The organism is Roseixanthobacter glucoisosaccharinicivorans, from assembly GCF_043195095.2.
Classification (GTDB): domain Bacteria; phylum Pseudomonadota; class Alphaproteobacteria; order Rhizobiales; family Xanthobacteraceae; genus NCEH01.
The window spans coordinates 4,194,023-4,212,266 of the sequence record NZ_CM195538.1 but is presented as its reverse complement, the minus strand read 5'-3'; the positions used below and the strand labels follow the sequence as shown (position 1 = coordinate 4,212,266).

14 protein-coding genes are annotated in these 18,244 nt (G+C 67.3%); 3 read left to right on the top strand and 11 right to left on the bottom strand.

Going from position 1 to position 18,244, the window contains the following annotated elements; translation table 11 throughout:
- The first annotated feature begins 6 nt into the window (after positions 1-6).
- Positions 7-567, top strand: coding sequence for a GNAT family N-acetyltransferase (locus V5F78_RS19495; protein ID WP_394070455.1), 561 nt, complete (start codon positions 7-9; stop codon positions 565-567).
- A gap of 64 nt (positions 568-631) precedes the next feature.
- Here V5F78_RS19495 and V5F78_RS19490 read toward each other — a convergent pair whose 3' ends face one another.
- The 8 genes from V5F78_RS19490 to V5F78_RS19455 form a co-directional block, all read right to left on the bottom strand.
- Positions 632-1,138: an acetone carboxylase subunit gamma gene (locus V5F78_RS19490; protein ID WP_394070283.1), complete on the bottom strand. Its 507-nt coding sequence runs from the start codon at positions 1,136-1,138 to the stop codon at positions 632-634.
- 66 nt (positions 1,139-1,204) lie between these two features.
- Positions 1,205-3,535 carry a hydantoinase B/oxoprolinase family protein gene (locus V5F78_RS19485; RefSeq protein ID WP_394070281.1) on the bottom strand — a complete coding sequence of 777 codons (2,331 nt, stop codon included), beginning with the start codon at positions 3,533-3,535 and terminating at the stop codon, positions 1,205-1,207.
- A 41-nt stretch (positions 3,536-3,576) separates the two neighbouring features.
- Entirely contained in the window at positions 3,577-5,730 is a 2,154-nt protein-coding gene (locus V5F78_RS19480) for a hydantoinase/oxoprolinase family protein (protein WP_394070279.1), read from the bottom strand.
- Positions 5,731-5,935: 205 nt separating this feature from the next.
- Positions 5,936-7,885 (bottom strand): sigma-54-dependent Fis family transcriptional regulator, encoded by a 1,950-nt coding sequence (locus V5F78_RS19475; RefSeq protein WP_394070278.1) that lies wholly within the window; start codon positions 7,883-7,885, stop codon positions 5,936-5,938.
- 291 nt (positions 7,886-8,176) lie between these two features.
- A complete protein-coding gene (locus tag V5F78_RS19470; RefSeq protein ID WP_394070276.1) occupies positions 8,177-9,361 on the bottom strand; it encodes a TDT family transporter in 1,185 nt (394 codons plus the stop codon).
- Positions 9,362-9,465: 104 nt separating this feature from the next.
- On the bottom strand, positions 9,466-10,293 hold the full coding sequence (locus V5F78_RS19465) for a heme ABC transporter ATP-binding protein (RefSeq protein ID WP_394070275.1): 828 nt from the start codon (positions 10,291-10,293) through the stop codon (positions 9,466-9,468).
- Positions 10,294-10,296: 3 nt separating this feature from the next.
- Positions 10,297-11,379 carry a FecCD family ABC transporter permease gene (locus tag V5F78_RS19460; protein ID WP_394070273.1) on the bottom strand — a complete coding sequence of 361 codons (1,083 nt, stop codon included), beginning with the start codon at positions 11,377-11,379 and terminating at the stop codon, positions 10,297-10,299.
- On the bottom strand, positions 11,376-12,302 hold the full coding sequence (locus V5F78_RS19455; RefSeq protein ID WP_394070271.1) for a heme/hemin ABC transporter substrate-binding protein: 927 nt from the start codon (positions 12,300-12,302) through the stop codon (positions 11,376-11,378). Before V5F78_RS19455 ends, V5F78_RS19460 begins: the two co-directional genes overlap by 4 nt.
- 283 nt (positions 12,303-12,585) lie before the next feature.
- Between V5F78_RS19455 and V5F78_RS19450 the strand changes: the two genes are divergently transcribed.
- Positions 12,586-14,847 (top strand): TonB-dependent hemoglobin/transferrin/lactoferrin family receptor, encoded by a 2,262-nt coding sequence (locus V5F78_RS19450; protein ID WP_394070269.1) that lies wholly within the window; start codon positions 12,586-12,588, stop codon positions 14,845-14,847.
- Between the two features lie 73 nt (positions 14,848-14,920).
- A complete protein-coding gene (locus V5F78_RS19445) occupies positions 14,921-15,520 on the top strand; it encodes a biliverdin-producing heme oxygenase (protein ID WP_394070267.1) in 600 nt (199 codons plus the stop codon).
- 83 nt (positions 15,521-15,603) lie between these two features.
- Here the strand turns inward: V5F78_RS19445 and V5F78_RS19440 are convergent, their stop codons facing one another.
- Genes V5F78_RS19440 through V5F78_RS19430 form a run of 3 tightly spaced genes read right to left on the bottom strand, consistent with a single transcriptional unit; the run spans position 15,604 to position 18,241 of the window.
- The gene (locus tag V5F78_RS19440) at positions 15,604-16,395 is read right to left on the bottom strand and encodes an ABC transporter ATP-binding protein (protein WP_394070265.1); all 792 of its coding nucleotides are present in this window, start codon (positions 16,393-16,395) and stop codon (positions 15,604-15,606) included.
- Positions 16,392-17,399 (bottom strand): FecCD family ABC transporter permease, encoded by a 1,008-nt coding sequence (locus tag V5F78_RS19435; RefSeq protein WP_394070264.1) that lies wholly within the window; start codon positions 17,397-17,399, stop codon positions 16,392-16,394. Before V5F78_RS19435 ends, V5F78_RS19440 begins: the two co-directional genes overlap by 4 nt.
- On the bottom strand, positions 17,396-18,241 hold the full coding sequence (locus tag V5F78_RS19430; RefSeq protein WP_394070262.1) for an ABC transporter substrate-binding protein: 846 nt from the start codon (positions 18,239-18,241) through the stop codon (positions 17,396-17,398). Before V5F78_RS19430 ends, V5F78_RS19435 begins: the two co-directional genes overlap by 4 nt.
- Between the last annotated feature and the right edge of the window lie 3 nt (positions 18,242-18,244).

Here is an 18,244-nt window from a genome sequence, read left to right as displayed (position 1 = left end):
TCGTCCATGGAGCAGGAGCAAGCTGTCGTCGTGCGCCCGTCGCGGGATGCGGATGTGGATGCCATGCTGGCGATCTATCGCCGCCATATTCGACGCGGTGTCGAGGAAGGGGTGGACGACGGCGAAACCCCGCAGCCGGACGATCTGCGCGAGCGGCGCAAGAACCTGAAGAGCCGCCGCTTCCCCCACATCGTCGCGGTGAAGGACGGCGTGGTGCTGGGCTATGCTTATGTGGTGCTGTTCCGCAAGCGGCCGGCCTATCGCTACAGCGTCAAGCACTCGATCTACGTGCACCACGAGCATCTCGGGCAAGGTATCGGCCGCCTGCTCATGCGCGGGCTGATCGACGCCTGCGCGGCCGCCGGCTTCCGCCAGATGATCGGCTATATCGACGCCGACAATATCGCCTCGCTCACCCTGCACGAGCGGTTCGGCTTCGTGCGCGTGGGGCTGTTGCCGGGGGTCGCCTATCGCTATGGCCGTTGGTCCGACAGCGTGATGGTGCAGCGCTCGCTGGGTGCCGGCGCCACTGCGCCCCCGCCGCCTTTGCCGCTCTCCACCCGCTGACGCAAGGCGCCGGCGCGGGAATGTGCGCCCGGAGAGTGCAAGAGCGCCCTCCGGGCCAGGGCCATCAGGCGTCGACGCGCTCGGGCACCGGCAGGCCGAGCCAGTCCTTGTAGAAGGTGTCGATGTCCGGTTCGAAATCGCGGATCACCGGATACCAGGGGGTTGGCGCTTCCACATCATGCAGCGTGCCGCATTCCGGGCAATAGAATTCCCGCAGCACCTGCCAGGAGGAGGTCGGCGTCATCAGGCGCGGATAGATCTCCTCCATCTTTTCCGGCGTGTCGCGCACATGCACGCGGGCGAACAGCTTCCAGTTTTCCCGCCAGTCGCAGAAATCATGGCCGCATTCGCAGCGGATCTTCCATTGCTTGGTATCCTTGCGCTGGACCATGAAAAGTTTCGGACCGAGCGGCAGGATGATCTTGTCATCCCAGGGCATGCGTTGCTGAAGGATCTCCAGATAGATGGAGAAGCGCTCCGGGTCCTTCGGTGTGGCGAGCATCTGGTGCAGCGTGTCGTGGTCGATCTTTCCATCGACGAGGTCGGCGATCTTGGCGCGTGTGTAGGCCATGGGTGTCCTCCTGAATTTTGATGATTGAGGCGGAAGGCACCGGCGCGCGGCCGGTGCCCGGCGCGCTTATTGTTCGACGAATTGCACGGTCTTCACGTCGGGCAGCTCGGACACGTCCATGTGGTAGTGCGAGCCGTAGTGAGGGATGCCGATCTCTTCCTCCAGCAGCGTCCAGTCCGCCGGCAGATCCCAGAACGTCTGGAAGTCCTTGAAGAATTTCGGCCCGAGCTTGAAGGACGAGGCGAACATCTGCTTGACGTGGTCGCCCGCGTCCTTGGCAAGGATCTTCTCGCGCTCACCCTTCATCCAGTCGCGGGTGGGCACGGACTTGGCGAGCCGCTCGGCGCGGATCTCCTTGCGCCGCGTGGCGGTGGCGGGCGCATCCACGGCATAGGTACCGTCCGCGCCCTTTTCCGCCACGACGCCATAGACCTGGAGGGCGAAGCGCTCCACCAGATAGCCGCCATTGATGTCGGCCACCACGCTCTGCGGATCCCGGTCGATCGGATCGCCGAAGCCGGGGCCGCCGCGCATGTAGTTGAGGTAGAGATCGTAATCCTTGAACATCTCCTCGGTGGTGATCGCCTGCTTGTCGCGCTTGATCCTGGCGTCGGGCATCATCGCGTCCCACACCGGGTTCTGCGGATCGGTATCGCCGCCGAACGGGATCGGCGCACCGGAGGCGATCAGCTCCTTCAGCCCGGTGTCATGGGCGGCGAAGCGATAGCCGGAGGCGGCCGGATAGCCGCCCATCAGCCCCCAATCGGAGGAGATGTGGCCGTTGCCCATGAAGAACATGGTCCAGTCCTTGGCGTTCCAGACCATGCGCAGGCTCTCGAACCCGCACCCGCCGCGATACTTGCCGGCGCCGCCGGAGGAGGCCTTGATCTGCCGGCCGAGATAGACCAGCGGCTCGGCCAGTTCCCAGATCTCCATGTCGCCCATGTCGCCTTCCGGGTTCCAGATGGCGGCGGCATGGGAGAGGCCGTCATGCACCGCCGTGGCGCCGGTGCCGTTGGCGGCGCATTCGAACGAGTTCACCGCGTGGATCTCGTCATATTGGTTGAAGCCGCCGCCCTGCAGCCAGTTGGAGGTGTTGGCATTGCCCGCATTCACCTCCTCCAGGTAGCCGCGCCCGAAATAGGAGCGCGACAGGCCGCGCCAGAGCGCCGTCCAGGTCGAGACGAGGAAGTGCCAGGAATAGGAGAAGGCGACGCGGCGGTCGTCCGGGTTCATCCAGGTGCCCTTGGGCAGGCGAAACTCGGTGCCGTAGGCCGCCCCGTCATTGATCATTTCCGAGGGGATCAGGGTCTGGGTCATCATCACCCAGATGCCCGAGGTGAAGCTCACCTGATGGGCATTGTAGGTGTGCCAGCCCCAGCGGCTGGAGCCTTCGAAATCGAGCCGCCAGGTGCCGTCGCCGCGGATCGTGATTTCCGAGGGCGAGTGCATGATGGTGTCGAGCTTGGCGAAGTCGGAGGGCACCCGCACGTCCTCATGGGCGTAGGGCACGTCCACGAAGCCCACCTGCCGGTAGGTGCCGGGAATGGTCATGGCCTTGATGCGGTTCTGCAAGCCCTGCCGGCCGTGCTCGACCGCCTCATAGGCGAACTTCCAATAGGCCTCGATGCCTTCTTCCGCGACCACCTCTTCCACCAGCTTGCGGATCATGTGGCAGCCCGCGATGCGGGTGCGCTCGTCCAGCATCCAGTAGCGGGTGGTGCGCACCATGCGCTGGCTCTCGTGCAGCCAGTCGCGGAACAGCGTGTCGTCGGCGCCCACCTTGCGGCAGGTGATCTGGTAGCCGTCGCCGAAGCGCTGCACCTGCCCGGTGGACATGGAGCCCGGCCCCACCGAACCGGTGTCGATGACGTGGGTGACGCCGCCGACCCAGCCGATCAGCTCGCCCTCCCAGAAGATCGGCACGATGGTGTGGATGTCGCAGGGATGGACGTTCCCGATCAGGCAGTCGTTGTTGCAGAAGATGTCCTTGTCCTTGATGCCGGGATTGCTCTCCCAGTCGTTCTCGATCATGTATTTGATCGCCGCACCCATGGTTCCCACATGGATGATGATGCCGGTGGAGGTGAGGATGCTGTCGCCCGCCGCATTATAGAGGGTGAAGCACAGTTCGCCCTCCTGCTCGACGATGGGCGAGGCGGCGATCTTCTTCGCCGTTTCGCGCGCATCCACCACGCCGGCGCGCAGCCGGGAGAACAGCTTGTTGTAATGGATGGGCTGGCTGTCGCGCAGCTCCATCTTCTCAAGGCCTGCGTAATGCTTGGTGCGTTTGGTCGCCTCCATGAGGCGGTCGCGATGTTCCTTCAGGGTTTCCCCGCCGCGCACGATGCCGCGTGTGGCGCCTTGCGCGCCCTGGGGCCGAACATTGATGTTCATCTTGGCGTTTCCTTGATTTGATTGGAAAGGACGGGCGGGGCTCAGACTTCCTTGAGGTGGAAGAGGCGGTGGCCGTCGAGGAAGGTTTCGAAGCCGTCGGGCACCACGAAGGTGGTGGCGTCGGATTCGATGATGGCCGGGCCGGCGATGCGATTGCCGGGGCGCAGACTCTCCATGCGATACAGCTGCGCATCCACCCAGCGCTTCTTGCGATAGAATTTGCGGGTGCCGAGGAACGCGTCTGCGGGCGCGGTTTCGCCCTCCAGCGGCTCCTTGGGGATCTTCGGCTTCTGAATCGGCACCGACCCGCGCATGATCGCCCCGGTGACCGAATAGCCGAGTTCCGGCGAGCGGGCGGAGGCGGCGTAGACGCGGCCATAGGTGGCGTTGAAGGCGTCCACCAGCTTAGCCCAATCCTCCGCGCTGGCGGCGGCGGGCAGGGGCGATTCGATCTCCAGGTCGTTGAGCTGCCCGCGATATTGCATGCGGTAGCCGGGCTGGAGCGTCACCTGGTCGGCGTCGTAGCCATTGAGCTTGAACTCCTCCAGCACATTGTGGGTGAGTTCGTCCCAGGCCCCCTGGAGCGTCTTGGAGGCGGCCTCGCACAAGGCGTCGGGCGCATCGGGGGCAAGGTTGATGTCGAGGGACTTGTCGTAGCGATATTCGAAGTCCGCCGCCGCGCAGCCGAAGGCGGAGAAGCCGGCGGCCCAGGCGGGCACGATCACATCCTCGAAGCCGAGCCCTTCCGTATAGCCATAGGTGTGCACCGGGCCGGCGCCACCGTAGGAGAAGCACACGAAGCTCGCCGGGCTGTAGCCCTTGGCCGAGATCATCGAACGCAAGTAATCGCGCAGGTCGGAATCGAGCAATTCGATCACGCCCGCCGCCGCGTCCTCCACCGAGAGGCCGAGCGGATCGGCGATCTGCGCCTTGATGGCGTCCACCGAACGCTGGCGGTCCAGCTTCACCGCGCCGCCGAGGAAATTGTCCGGGTTCAGATAACCCAGCACCATGTGGCAGTCGGAGATGGTCACGGTCTCGATGCCGCTCTCCTTCCAGCACACGCCCACTCGGTAGCCGGCCGAATCCGGGCCGAGCTTGATGGCCTTGGTGTAGGGATCGAGACGGATGAAGGAGCCGGCGCCGGCGCCCACGCTGTCCATGGCCACCAGCGGCAGCGACAGGACGAGGCGGGCCATGTCCGGGTCGTTCTTGATCGTCAGCTCACCCTGGGTGATGAGCGCCACGTCGAACGAGGTGCCGCCGATGTCGGAACAGGCGATATTGTTGTAGCCAAGCACCTCGCCGAGGTATTTCGCGCCGATGACGCCGCCGATGGGGCCGGAGACGATGGTGCGGGCCAGCTCCTTGGCCTTCCAGGAGATGGTCCCGCCATGGGTGGCCATGACGCGGAAGTCGAACTTGGTGCCGTGATCCTTGAAGGCGTCTGAGATCTTCTTCAACGTCTGCCGCGAGGGCTCGGCCGCATAGCCTTCCAATATGGTGGTGTTGGTGCGGTGGGTTTCCTTGCGCACCGGATAATAATCGGCCGAGGCGAATACGGGGATCTTCTTGCCGCTCTTGGCGATTTCCTCGGTGACGATATCGCGCACGCGCCGCTCGTGCGCCGGGTTCTTGTAGGAGTGCAGCAGGCTGATGACGATGCCCTCCACATCCGCCGCGATCAGGTCGCGGGCCGCGGCGCGGGCGGTGTCCTCGCGCAGCGGGATCACCACCTTGCCGAACATGTCGATGCGCTCGGCGACGCCGCGCGTCAGATTGCGCGGCACCAGCGGGGGATCGTAGCGATGGGTGTTGAGGTGGATGCGATCCTCATACGCATAGCCGAGATAGCATTGGATCGCCCGGCCCATGCGGTGGAAGTCCTCCATCCCCGCATTGACGATGAGGCCGCATTTGAGCCCCTTGCGCTGGACCACGCGGTTGAGCATGGCGGTGCCGGAATAGACGCCGGTCTGGAGGCCTTGGAGGCCCTCGGCGAGCGAGAGGCCCCAGCTGCCGAGGCCGTCCTCGCTCGAGGCGATGAGGCCGAGCGCCTCGTTCTGCGGGGTGCTCTGCGCCTTGCCGACGACGAAATCGCCATCGGAATCGACGAAGAAAGTGTCGGTCATGGTGCCGCCGGCATCAATGCCGAGCACCTGGACGCTTCTGACGTGCCGTGCCTGGATGTTCACGCGTGTCCTCCTGTCCGAGCCGGCTTCTGGTGAGCCGGGCATCGAGCAGGGTCGCAGGAGACGTGCCAGTTTTACTTGCAAGGGGCAGAATGAAATCTGCCAAGCTCTTACCGCGGTCGCTCAGGTGGTGTGTTGCGTCTGCGAGCGTCCGAAAGCCGGACTGTCGTCCGAGCGCGCCGCACGGGCATCGAACAGTTCGCCCACCTCAGCTCTTGGGCGCGCGACCGTCGCCATATTCCGCGAGCCGCACATAAAGGGTGGAGCGGGCGATGCCGAGCCGGCGCGCCGCCTCCGTGAGATTGCCGCCACACGCCTGGACCTGGGCGAGGATCGCCGCGCGTTCGGCGGCCTTGAGGTCGGCGGCGGGGATCGCGGGCGCAAGGACGCGCGGGGCGTCCTCGGCCGTGAAAGCTGGCGCGCCTGGGGGCGCGGGTGCGCGCAATTCCAGCGGCAGGTCCTCGTCCTCCAGCCGGTCGCTTTCCGCGAGCGCCACCATGGTATCCACGACATTGCGCAATTCGCGGATGTTGCCGGGCCAGCCATAGGCCTGCATTACCTGAAGCGCCGCCTGCGAGAAGGCGGGCGCCGGGCGGTCGAGGCGACGGGCGGCGGCGGCCGCGAATTTCTCCGCCAGCGGGGCGATGTCCTCGGGCCGCTCGCGCAGCGGAGGGATGCGCAGGCGCGCGGCGGCGATGCGATAATACAGGTCGCGGCGGAACCGCCCCGCCTCCACTTCCGCCAGCAGATCGCGATTGGTCATGGCCAGGATGCGGATGTTGACGCGGCGCCCTTCGTGCTCGCCCACGCGATAGACGACCCCGTCCTCCAGCACGCGCAGCAGATAGGATTGCAGATCGAGCGGCATTTCGCCGATTTCATCCAGGCACAAGGTGCCCCCGTCGGCCTTCTCGATCTTGCCGGCGCGCCCGTGCTCGTCGGCGCCGGTGAAGGCGCCCTTCGCATAGCCGAACAATTCGCTGGCGATGAGGTCGCGGGCCATGCCCCCGCAATTCACCGGCATGAACGGGCCATGCGCCACCGGGCTTGCCCCCTTGATGGCGCGGGCGAACAATTCCTTGCCGACCCCGGTCTCGCCCTCAATGAGAATGGGCAGCGCGTTCGCCGCGAGCTTGCGGGCGCGCTCGCGCACCGCGCGGATAGCCAGGCTCTCGCCGATGATCTGGTCGAAGCCCACGACCGCCTCGGCGGCGGCCGACGAGGCGGGAGGCGGGGCGGGAAGGGCGCGGCGCCGTCCGCCATGCATCACGAGCAGGCAGCCGACCACGGCATTGTCGTGCTTCACCAACTCCAGGCTGGCATTGGGGAAGCGCCGCCGGCAATTCTCCTCCCATGCCTCCAGGCCGGCGCTCCCGATCATCCGGCGCATGTCGGCCGCAAGGCTCTCCGGGCCGATGGCATCGAGGGTCTTTTGCGCCGCGTGCACGAGAAAGCCGTGCCGGTCCACCACCAGCATCTGCTCGGTGAGCCAGATGGACCGCTTGGAGACGAAATGACGGAGCAGGATTTCGTGCTCCATCTTGGCGGTCTTGCCCAGCGAGGCCTCGATCTCCTGCCCGATGGCGACGGCGAGCGCGAGGCTCTGGGGATGGAAGGATTCGGCCGGGCCGGAGATGTCCACCACCCCCAGCAAGGCGCCGTCGATCGGATGACGAACCGGCACCGCCGCGCAGGTCCAGCGCTGCACGTCCTCGCAATAATGCTCCGCCCCGCAGATCTGGATCGCGCGCCCGTCGGCGAGGGCGGTGCCGATGGCATTGGTGCCGATGGTGCCTTCCTCCCAGCTGCCGCCGGTCTGCAAATGATTACGGCGTCCGGTGTCGACCACGCGCGGGTCCCCGGCAGTCTCGACGATGAAGCCGCTCGGATCCGCAAGGATCATCATGGAGGCGGCTTCGGCGAGGAACACGCCCGAGCGCTGGAGCGCGGGCCGGGCGGCGGCCAGAAGGGCGGCACTGCTGCTGCGGCGGCGGAAGATCTCGGGTTCGCCGGCGAGCGGCGCCTCGGTGCGGCCCGCCCCGACCCCGGCCACATGGGAGCGTTCCCACGACGCTGCGACAGCCGCAGGAATGCCGCGGGGCTTGCGACCTTCGACCTGGAAGGTCTCCCAGGCTGCGCGAATCTCGCCCTGCTCCATATGCGTCCTCCCCGACGTCGACCGGACGGCGCGCGATGCGTCGCGTCCGGTGGTGCGGAGGGCTTGAGCGGTGCGCCGTCTTCCTCGCCACGAAGGGCTTCGCTGCAAGGAGCTGCCGACCGCAACGGCGGGCGATGCCCGGTGTGCCTTAACTCCGCCTGCGTTTCCTCTCGGCGGGCTTCTGTGGCCCGCACGTGGCGTGCAGTTAAGGCGTTATCGCGCACCTCTGCAAGCGCCGCGCGAGCGCGGGCTGGGTCGCAGGGGGAGCGAACAGGCTGACGCGCCGGCGCGTCAGACCACGTCGGCCTCGAAATCGGCGGGGATGGCACCGGACAATAGGCACGGTGAAAAGAACAGGCTGCGGTCGATGGCCCCCCGCAGGGTGCGATAGGCGATGATCGCCCACAGGATCATAAGGCAGATCGCCAGCGCGCCGCCGATCACCAGCAGGAAGCTCAGATGGGTCTGCCGGGCGAGCGCCAGCGTCGCCACCGCATAGACGCCGAGCGGGAAGGTGAAGCCCCACCAGCCGATGTTGAAAGGCAGCCCTTGGGCGAGATAGCGCATCGTCGTCAGCACGGCGAGCGCGAACCACCACGCCCCATAGCCCCACAGGATGGCGCCGCCGACGAGGCCGATGCCCGCCGCGACATGGCCCATGTCGGCCATGCCTACGGCTGCGAAGACCTGCGGCGCGGCCGCCCCCAGCAACAGGAGCCCGAGCGCGCCAGTGCCGATCGGGCCCAGCGACAGCCAGCCGGAGGCCGCCATGTCTTTCGGCGGCAGCTTGTGGAGCACCAGGCGCAGCAACAGGATGACCAGGATGCTCATGGCCAGCGGCACCGAATAGGCCCAAAGCGCATAGGCGAGGATCAGCAGCCGCCAAGCCGCTTCGGGATCTGAAATATGGGGCACGATCAGGCCGGCGGTGGCGGCCGCGACTTCCGCGGCGACGATCGGCAGCAGCCAGACGGCGGTCATCTTCTCGATGCTGTGGTTCTGCCAGGTGAACATCAGGAACGGGATCAACACGCCGCAGGCGATCGACAGGGCGGCGTCGATCCACCACAGCGCCAGCGCGATGTCGATCGCAACCGGTCCCCACAAGGGCAGGCCGAAGGCCACGAAGCCGTTGATGATTGTGGCGAGTCCCATCGGGATGGCGCCGAAGAACATCGACATCACCGAATGGCCGAAGATGCGCCGAGCCTCAGCCGGGTACAGGATCCAGCGCGCCGTATAGAGCGCTGTGAAAATGGCGAAGAACCCGATATTCGCCAACCAGATCATGGTTGCGATTTCATGCTGGCCGGGAAAGGACAGCGGAAACTGATTGACCGCGACGGCTAGGATGCCGGTGCCCATGGTCGCGGTGAACCAATTGGGCGTGAACTGGCGCACCACCTCGCGGAGCGTGCCGGGCGTCTTCTTCGGATCGCTGCCGACCACGGCTGCGGGGGAAGGGGAATGGGCCAAATCCTGCTCCGACTGGATCTCGTGCTGCTTTGCACGACGCCCCGGGCCGAGCCGCGCGCGTTGCGCAGCGCAATGGCCGGAGGGAGGTCGCAAAGCCTTGATATTCATATCATGCGTAGCCCGGTGCCCGTAACGGGAGAATGACTGTCGGCGCGCCGCTCGCCATCTACGCTCTGCGGCAGGATGAAGGGGCCGGCAGGGACCGTGTTGACCCGCACGTTCACGCCAAACCCCCGCGCCAGGACCGCATCGGTGAGCACCTGCGCCGGCGGTCCTTCCGCCAGAACCCGGCCCGCCGCGAGCAGGACGAGATGGTCGGCGACCATGGCGGCGAGGTTGAGGTCATGCAGCACCGCGAGCACCCCGCCGCCCGAGTCCGCATGGGCGCGGGAAAGCCGCAGCACCAGCAATTGATGCGACAGGTCCAGGCTGGAGGTGGGTTCGTCCAGAAGCAGATAGCGCGGCGCGCCGGTTGCCTGCGTGGCCAGCTGGCCGAGCACCCGCGCGAGATGGACCCGCTGGCGCTCGCCGCCGGAGAGGGAATCGTAGCGCCGCTGGCTGAATCCGGGCAGGTCCACCCGCGCCAGCAGGTCTTCGATTGTCGCCCCCGCCCGCCTGGTGCCATGGGCACCAAGCCCGATGCCGACCACTTCGGCGACGCTGAAGGCGAACGCCACCTCGGCGGCCTGCGGCAGCACCGCGCGCCGGCGTGCGAGACGGGCGGGAGCGAGGGTGCCGATGTCGGTGCCGTCCAGCGTCACACGCCCGGACGTGGGGCGACGCTCGCCGGCCAAAAGCTTCAGCAGGCTGGATTTGCCGGCCCCGTTGGGGCCAACCACCACCGTCACCGCCCCGGGTATCACCGCGAGATGAACGCCTTCGAGCAAGGTCCTGCCCTGCAGGTGCAAGGTCAGATCGTGCGCTTGGTACATGCTTCACCCGATCGCCGAACGGCGGCGCAGCAGCCACAGGAAGAAGGGCGCGCCGACCAATGCCGTCACCACCCCGAGTGGAAGTTCCGCCGGCGCCGCGATCAGCCGCGCGAGGATGTCGGCGCCGAGCAGGACCGCGGCGCCCAGCAGGGCGCAGGCCGGCAGCAGGGCGCGATGGCCCGGCCCGATGGACAGCCGCACCAAATGCGGCACCACGAGGCCGACGAAGCCGATCACACCGGCGGACGCCACCGAAGCCCCCACACCCGCCGCGACCAGAAGCAGGGCGATGCGCTTCAGGCGTTCCACCCGCAGGCCCAGGTGAAAGGCCTCCGCCTCGCCGAGAGCCAGGGCATCGAGCCCGCGCGCCAGGAACGGCCCGGCGGCCAGCAGCACCATCACGAACGGCGCCGTCAGCCCCGCCTTCATCCAGGTCGCGCCGCCGAGGCTGCCAAGGGTCCAGAACAGGAATTCGCGCGATTGCTGTTCGCTCGCCATGAAAACCAGGACGCCCGTGCCGGCGCTCGCCAGCGCGCCGAGCGCGAGCCCGGCGAACAGGAGCGTCGCCATGGAGGTGTGACCCTCGCGCATGGCAAGGCGGGCGATCAGCAGTGTGGTGGCGAGCCCGCCGGCGAAGGCGGCCAGCGGCAGGCCGAGGCTTCCCGCTTGCGCAGGAAGAAGGCCAGCCGCCGCGCCGCCGAGTACGATCCAGGCCACGGCGGACAAGGCCGCGCCGGGGGAAACGCCGATGAGGCCAGGATCGGCCAGGGGATTGCGGAACACGCCCTGCATGATCGCGCCCGCCGTGGCCGTGCCTGCGCCCACCAGCGCGCCGAGCACCGCGCGCGGCAGGCGGACATCCAGCACGATGACGGTGTCGCGCAGGCCCGCACCCGCCTGTTCGCGATGCCCGCCGATGCCATCGAGCAGCACCTGGACGACCCGCCCGAGGGGTATTGTCACCGGCCCCAGGGCGAGTGCGGCGAGAAAGGCGAGAAGCGCCAGCGCCGCGAAGCCGACGAGGCCGGCGCCCGCGGGCCAGAGACCGGAGCCGGACACGCCGGTGCGGTGCGCCTGCGCGCTCATGGCATCGCCTCGCCTGCCCAGGGGCGCGGCGGCAGGGGCGCGAGCGTCGCGCCGGGCCGCAATGCGAGGGCGAGATCACGCACCGCTTGCGGCGTGCGCGGGCCAAAGCCCAGCAGATAGGAGCCGGGCAGCGCGACGAAGCGGTTCTCCCGTGCTGCCGTGGTGCCGGTGAAGGCCGGAAGCGCGAAGATCATGGGTGCCGTGAGCACTTGGCCGGCTCCGCTCATCACGACCACGGCTTCGGGATCCGCGGCGAAGGCGGCCTCATCCACGGCGGGCTTGTAGCCCCTGATGGCGGACAGGGCGTTCTGCGCGCCAGCCAGCCGCAACATGGCGTCGGCGCTGGTCTCGGCCCCGCCCACAACGGCGGTGCCGCCGGAAGCGGAGAGCACGAAAGCCGCGCGCGGCCGTCCCGGCAGATGCGCAACGCCGTCCGCCACCTGCGCGAAATCAGCCTTGAGGGCGGCGGCGAGCCGGGCACCCGCCTCGCTTGCCCCCACCGCCGCGGAGACCGCCTCCACCTTGCGGATCACCCCCGCCGCATCGTGCCCGTCCGGGATCATCACCACCGGCACGGCGGCGGCCTTCAGCACCGCGAGGGCCTCGGGCGGCCCAGACCCTTCGATGGCGAGGATCAGGTCCGGACCGACGGAAAGCACGCCTTCCGGTGTGAGGGTGCGCGCATAGCCCACATTGGGCCGGGCACGTGCGGCGGCGGGATACGTGCTGGTCTGGTCGACGGCGATGACCCGGTCGCCGAGCCCGAGGGCGAACAGGATCTCGGTGACGGCACCGCCGATGGAAACAATACGCCGCGCCTGCGGCTCACCCGGCGATCGCGCTTCGGCGCCAGCGGCCCCTTGCCCGAGCGGTGCGAAAATTAGAGTTAGAGCTAGTATAAATATAGTTCTCTTTTCTCGCATTCGATTCGCGGCCTGACTGGTGATTCGATTCATTGCATTCGTGCCTTAGATTCGTAACTTGTTGGCGGATTAGATTTTTAATCATTCAAATTTCAGCGGATTTTGGTATGTCGAGATTCAAATAAGCTCATGCGCCATGTTGGTATACATTGCAATATTAGAGCTAATCCACTTGACCATATGGAAGCGAGTGCTTAGGCGGGACGGAAGCGCCCGATTGCGCGCCGGAGCCCGCAAAGCCCGCTTGGGTGGTAGCCAGCAGCTAATTTTCAGGAGCTTTGAAATGACTCGCACCCTTGCGGGAGAGCGGACGCGCGCCATTTTGCGTCGCGCCTGGTTGTCCAGCGTCGCGGTTGCGGCGATGTCCGCCTGCGCCGGCCTTGGCTCTTCAGCCGGCGCCCTGGCGCAAGCCGTTTCCGAGGCCGCGCACCCGGGCGTGCCCGTGCAGATCGTGCAGCCGGGCCCGGACGATGCGCTCGCGCTCGATACCATCACGGTGGTTGCGACCAAGACCGAGCAACTCGCCATCGACACGCTGGCCGGTGTCAGCGTGCTGCGCGAGGACCAGCTGGAGCCACTGATGGCGAGCCGCATGTCGGATCTTTTCACCGGCATGCCCGGAACGACCGCGCTCCAGAACGCCAATTCCTCCGGCACCTCGATCAATATCCGCGGCTTGCAGGATTTCGGCCGCGTCGCCGTGATCGTGGACGGCGCGCGCCAGGATTTCACCCAGCTCGGCCATGCCAATCAGGCCGGCAGCTTCTTCCTGGAGCCTGGACTTGTCGCCGGCGTGGACGTGGTGCGCGGTCCGGTCTCCAACATCTTCGGCTCGGGCGCGATCGGCGGCGTGGTGACGCTGCGCACCAAGGATGCGAATGACATCATCCTGCCCGGCAATACCTGGGGTGTGGAGGCCAATTCCGAATTCGGCTCCAACGGCCCCATGGGCTTTGGCTCGCTCTTCGCGGCCACGCATATCGGACAGAATGTGGATGTATTCGCCGGCGGCACCTATCGCAGCCAGTCCGACTATAAGGACGGCAATGGCGACGTGGTGCAGAATTCGGGCTACGATACCTGGACCGGCATCGCGAAGGTTACGGTGCGCCCCGCCGATTTCCATGAAGTGAAGGTGACCGCGCTCAATTACGACAGCAGTTACACCACCAGCGATGGCGTCGTTACGCCCACCTCGACGCAATACGCCACCGACGTGACGAACCGCACGGTGACCGGGAGCTGGAAATATTCGAACCCCGACGACAATCTGTTTGATTGGCGCAGCAGCATCTATTGGAACCAGGTCGCCCTCGATCAGACCAAGGTCGCGGGCAGTTCCAATCTCATCACCGGGGCCGTGGGCAATCCGCGCAGCTTCACCATTGATACGGTGGGCTTCGATGTGAACAATACGTCCCGCTTCGATTTGGGTGTGGTGCGCAATGCCGTGACCATCGGCGGCGATTACTTCCATGACGACGTCAGCAACATCGACAATTACGGCTTCGGCGACGGCTACAACCCGTCGGGCGAGCGCGGGGTCGGTGGCGGGTTCGTGCAATGGCAGGCGAACTATTCCACCTGGTTCCAGGCCATCGCCGGCCTGCGCTATGACAGCTACGAACTGAGCGGCGACGGCACCACCAATAGCGGCGATCATCTCTCGCCAAAGCTGACGATCGGCCTCACGCCGCTGCCATGGTTCACCTTTTACGGCACTTATGCCGAGGGTTACCGCGCCCCAAGCGTGACCGAAGCGCTGGTCGCCGGGCCGCATCCCGCCGTATTTCCCGGCGGCGCCGCGCCGTTCAGCTTCGTGCCAAATCCGAACCTCCAGGCGGAAGTCGGGAAGAACAAGGAGCTTGGCGTCAATATCAAGTATGACGACCTGCTCACCAAGGGGGACAAGGTCCGCATCAAGGCGAACATTTATCGCAACGATGTCGAGAACTATATCGACCTCGTGACCTATGGCCCGGCCTCCTGCCTGGTCACGCTGCCCTCCTTTGTGCGATGCCCGGCGGCGCTTCAAAATCCCTATTCGCTCGCGCAATACCAGAATGTCGCCGAGGCGCAGCTGGAAGGTTTCGAGTTCGAAGGCACTTATGATGCCGGCATCTGGTTCGCGGGCCTTTCCGGCCAGACCAGCAGCGGCAAGGCGACCGCCGGCCCCACTGCCGGACAACCGCTGGCCTCGGTGCCGCCGGACCAGATCACCTCCACGGTGGGCCTGCGCTTCCTTGAGCGCAAGCTCAGCCTCGCCCTGCGCTGGACGGCGGTTGCCGCCAAGACGGCCGAGGATCTGCCGACCAATTCGGTCTATGACCCGTCGCCCAGCTTCAATCTGGTCAGCGCCTATCTCGGCTATCAGCCCTCGGAAAACGTGCTGATGCAGCTCTCGGTCGAGAACCTGCTGAACGAGCAATACACCCAGTTCGAAAGCTTCCTTCCGAGTGCCGGGCTCACGGTAAAGGGCGGCCTCACGATCCGCTTCGGCGGCGGCGCCGTGGCGGCGAATGCACCCGCGAGGATCGTGAAATGAACGCCTTTTCCCAATCGCGCGCGCGGGCGGCCGCGTGCGGCTTGAACCAGCGCAAGGTCATGGAGTGCGGACGATGAGCGTTGATGGGGATGTGCTGGCGCCCAGCCGGATCTTGCGGTTTCGCGCGGCCTCCAGCGCGCTGCACCAGCGCGTGGATGACAGCGTGATGCAGGCGGCGCCCTTTGCCAAACGGGAGAATTACGCCCGCTTCCTACGGTTCCAATATCGGCTGCATCTGAGGGTCGCACCGCTTTATGCGGCGCCGGCGTTCCAGGCGCTGCTGCCGGGCCTCGCCAGCCGCGAGCGGCTGTCGCGCGTGGAGAACGACCTTCTGGATCTCGGCCTCGCCCGCCCAGACATCGCCCGCCCGGATGTCGCCGATCCGGCGGTCGCGCTGCCGCTGCCGGAGGCGCTCGGCTGGCTCTATGTGGTCGAGGGCTCCAACATGGGGGCGGCGTTTCTGCTGAAGGCGGCGATCAAGCTTGATCTCTCCGAGCGCTTCGGCGCCCGCCATCTCGCCGCACACCCCGAGGGGCGGGGCCTTCACTGGCGCCGCTTCACCGAAGCGCTCGATGCGATCGCGTTGACCCCCGAGGAGGACCGCCGCGCGGAGGCGGCCACCATAAGCGCATTCTCTCATGTGCAGGATCTGGTGCGCGAGGAGCTTGCCTGATCGGGTTCGGGCGCGGTTTGGCGCGGCGGCCTTTTGGAGCGCCGGGCCGGCGGGTGTCGCACGCGATTTGGCGGTGGAAGCGGTCAGCTGAGGGGATGCCCATGCGCACGTGGTGGCGACGCATCGCAGCGCCGCCACGGCAGGACGAACTTTTCGCCGGCGCGCATGCCGGTTTCCACTGTGACGCCATAGGCCTTCGCCACCCGGTCAGGGGTAAGCACCTCCGCGGGGGGCCCGGCAGCCAAGAGGGTGCCGTCGGTCATCAGCGCCAGGCGGTCGCAGAAGCGGGCCGCGAGCGTCAGGTCGTGAATCACCACGATTACGGTGGTGCCGGCGCGGGCAAGGCCGCGTAGCAGCTCCATCGCCTGGAGCTGGTGATAGGGATCGAGCGCCGCGACCGGCTCGTCCGCCAGCAGCACCGGCGCTTCCACCGCCAGGGCACGCGCCAGCAGCACCCGGGCGCGCTCGCCGCCGGAGAGGGTGCCGGCCGTCCGGTCCCGCAGATGCATCACGTCCGCCGCCGCCATGGCGCGAACGGTCGCGGCATCCACCTCAGCCGCGCCATGCGGCAGGCGGCCGAGCGCCACCACCTGTTCGACCCGCACCGGCCAGTGGATTCGTCCGCCCTGCGCGAGATAGGCAAGGGTGCGGCCACCGTCGCGCCTGCCGATCTCGGCCAGGGTGCGTCCGCCATAGGTCACGCGCCCGCCGGCGAGCGGTTCGAGCCCGCACAGCGCGCGCAGCAGCGAGGTTTTTCCCGCGCCATTCGGGCCGATGAGGCCCAGCACTTCGCCCGGCTGCGCCTTCACGGAGAGGTCGCGCACCACGCGGGCCGTGCCGCGCGCCACGCTGACCTGGAGCGCTTCGAGGATCATTCGCCCTCCATTTTCAAGCGCCGGAGCATGGCGAGGAAGAAGGGCGCGCCGATAATCGCCGTGACCACACCCAGCTTCAGCTCCGGCCGGGTCGGGATGAGGCGCACGGCGATGTCGGCGCCCAGCGTCAGCGCCGCGCCGGCAAGCCCGCTCAGCAGAAGCAGGCGGCCGGGCCGGTTTCCCGCCAGCGGCCGCATCAGATGGGGCACCACCAGCCCGACGAAGCCGATCGCGCCCGCCACCGCGACGCTCGCGCCCACCGCCGCAGCGGCGCCCCCCACCACCAGCAGACGCGTGCGCGACAGGGAAAAGCCCAGGCTGGTGGCCGTGTCCTCGCCCAAGGTCAGCGCATCCAGGGCGGGGCCGGTGGCGAGCACGAGGCCCCATCCCGCCATCATGAACGGAAGCGCCAGCGCCACGTGCACGAGGCTGCGGTCTGACAAGGAGCCCATGAGCCAGAACACCACCTCCAGCGCCGCATAGGGGCTTGGCGCGAGATTGAGGGCGAGCGCGGTGAGCGCTCCGGTCAGGCTGTTGAGCGCCACGCCGGCGAGGATCAGGGTGGCCGTGCCCACCCCCCGGCGCGCCAGCATCAGCAGGAAGGCGGTGGCGATGCCCGCGCCCATGAGGCCGCCGAGCGGAAGCGCGAGGGCGAAGCTGGCCGACAGGCCGAAATAAAAGGCCACCACCGCGCCGAGCGCCGCCGCGCCCGAGACGCCCACCACGCCGGGGTCGGCCAAGGGATTACGCATGAGCCCCTGGAGCGCGGCGCCGGTGATGCCGAGGCTGAAGCCCACCGTGGCGCCGAGGATGGCGCGCGGCAGGCGCAGTTCCGAAAGAACCAACGCCGGCAGGCTCGCGCGCCCGGCGAGCAGGTCGGCGAGCGCGGCGGAGATGTCGAGCGTCGTATAGCCGATTGCCGCCGAGCCCGCGAACAGCGCCAGGACCAGGAGGGCGAGCGCGGCGACAAGCGCAGCATGGCCGGGATGCGGGGACGCGCTCATCGCGCCATGCCGATGCGTGCGCCCGCCAGGCGCTTCGCCGCCAAGCGTTGTGCTGCCTGCGCGAGCTCAGGGCCCGCGCAGGTCCACAGGCGGGTGGGGAGAGACAGCGTGCGCCCGTCTGCTGCGAACGGGGCGAGCGCAGGATGGTGCAGGAGGTCGTCGGCCAGCGAGGGTGGGGCATCCGCGCCGCCGTTGATCACCAGCAGGTCCGGCTGGGCCTCGACGATCTCCTCCAGATTGAGCTGGCCGAGGCGATCGGTGGAGAGCCGCGCGGCAAGGTTCGCATAACCCGCGCGTTCGAGGATCTCATCGACGATGGAGCCGCGCCCCGCGGTGAATCCGTTCGGCCGCAGCACGATGGCCGAGGCGCGGTGAACGGGCACGGGCGGCAGGCCGGCGAAGGCCTGCTGCATGGCGCCGATCATCGCTTCCCCCCGCGCCGGTTCGCCGATCTGGTCGGCGACCGTGCGGATCTGCGCATAGGCCTCCTCCAGGCTCGACGGCACGCCCAGTTCCAGGATCGGAATGCCGAGATGTTTCAGCATGGCGGTGGTGGTGCGGGTGGTGAAGGCACCGACGATGACGAGATCGGGCGCGAGCGGCACGATCTCTTCGGCGATGCCCCGGTTCACCGGCACACGTTTTGCGAGATCGGCGACATTGGAGCTGCGCGGGTCGCGGGCCAGATAGGTCACCGAGGCGACCTTGTCCGGATCCGCGAGGCGCAGCACCAGTTCGTCGGCGCACAGATTGAGCGAGGCGATGCGTATCGGCCTCTGCGCCTCCGCGGAGGCGGGCGCGCAGAGCAGCAGACAAGCGAGCAGGCCCGCGACGCGTTTCATTCC

Coding starts and splice junctions, on each gene's coding strand:
- V5F78_RS19495 (WP_394070455.1), top strand. CDS start 7: ATGGAGCAGGAGCAAGCTGTCGTCGTGCGCCCGTCGCGGGATGCGGAT.
- V5F78_RS19490 (WP_394070283.1), bottom strand. CDS start 1,138: ATGGCCTACACACGCGCCAAGATCGCCGACCTCGTCGATGGAAAGATC.
- V5F78_RS19485 (WP_394070281.1), bottom strand. CDS start 3,535: ATGAACATCAATGTTCGGCCCCAGGGCGCGCAAGGCGCCACACGCGGC.
- V5F78_RS19475 (WP_394070278.1), bottom strand. CDS start 7,885: ATGGAGCAGGGCGAGATTCGCGCAGCCTGGGAGACCTTCCAGGTCGAA.
- V5F78_RS19465 (WP_394070275.1), bottom strand. CDS start 10,293: ATGTACCAAGCGCACGATCTGACCTTGCACCTGCAGGGCAGGACCTTG.
- V5F78_RS19460 (WP_394070273.1), bottom strand. CDS start 11,379: ATGAGCGCGCAGGCGCACCGCACCGGCGTGTCCGGCTCCGGTCTCTGG.
- V5F78_RS19455 (WP_394070271.1), bottom strand. CDS start 12,302: ATGCGAGAAAAGAGAACTATATTTATACTAGCTCTAACTCTAATTTTC.
- V5F78_RS19450 (WP_394070269.1), top strand. CDS start 12,586: ATGACTCGCACCCTTGCGGGAGAGCGGACGCGCGCCATTTTGCGTCGC.
- V5F78_RS19445 (WP_394070267.1), top strand. CDS start 14,921: ATGAGCGTTGATGGGGATGTGCTGGCGCCCAGCCGGATCTTGCGGTTT.
- V5F78_RS19440 (WP_394070265.1), bottom strand. CDS start 16,395: ATGATCCTCGAAGCGCTCCAGGTCAGCGTGGCGCGCGGCACGGCCCGC.
- V5F78_RS19435 (WP_394070264.1), bottom strand. CDS start 17,399: ATGAGCGCGTCCCCGCATCCCGGCCATGCTGCGCTTGTCGCCGCGCTC.
- V5F78_RS19430 (WP_394070262.1), bottom strand. CDS start 18,241: ATGAAACGCGTCGCGGGCCTGCTCGCTTGTCTGCTGCTCTGCGCGCCC.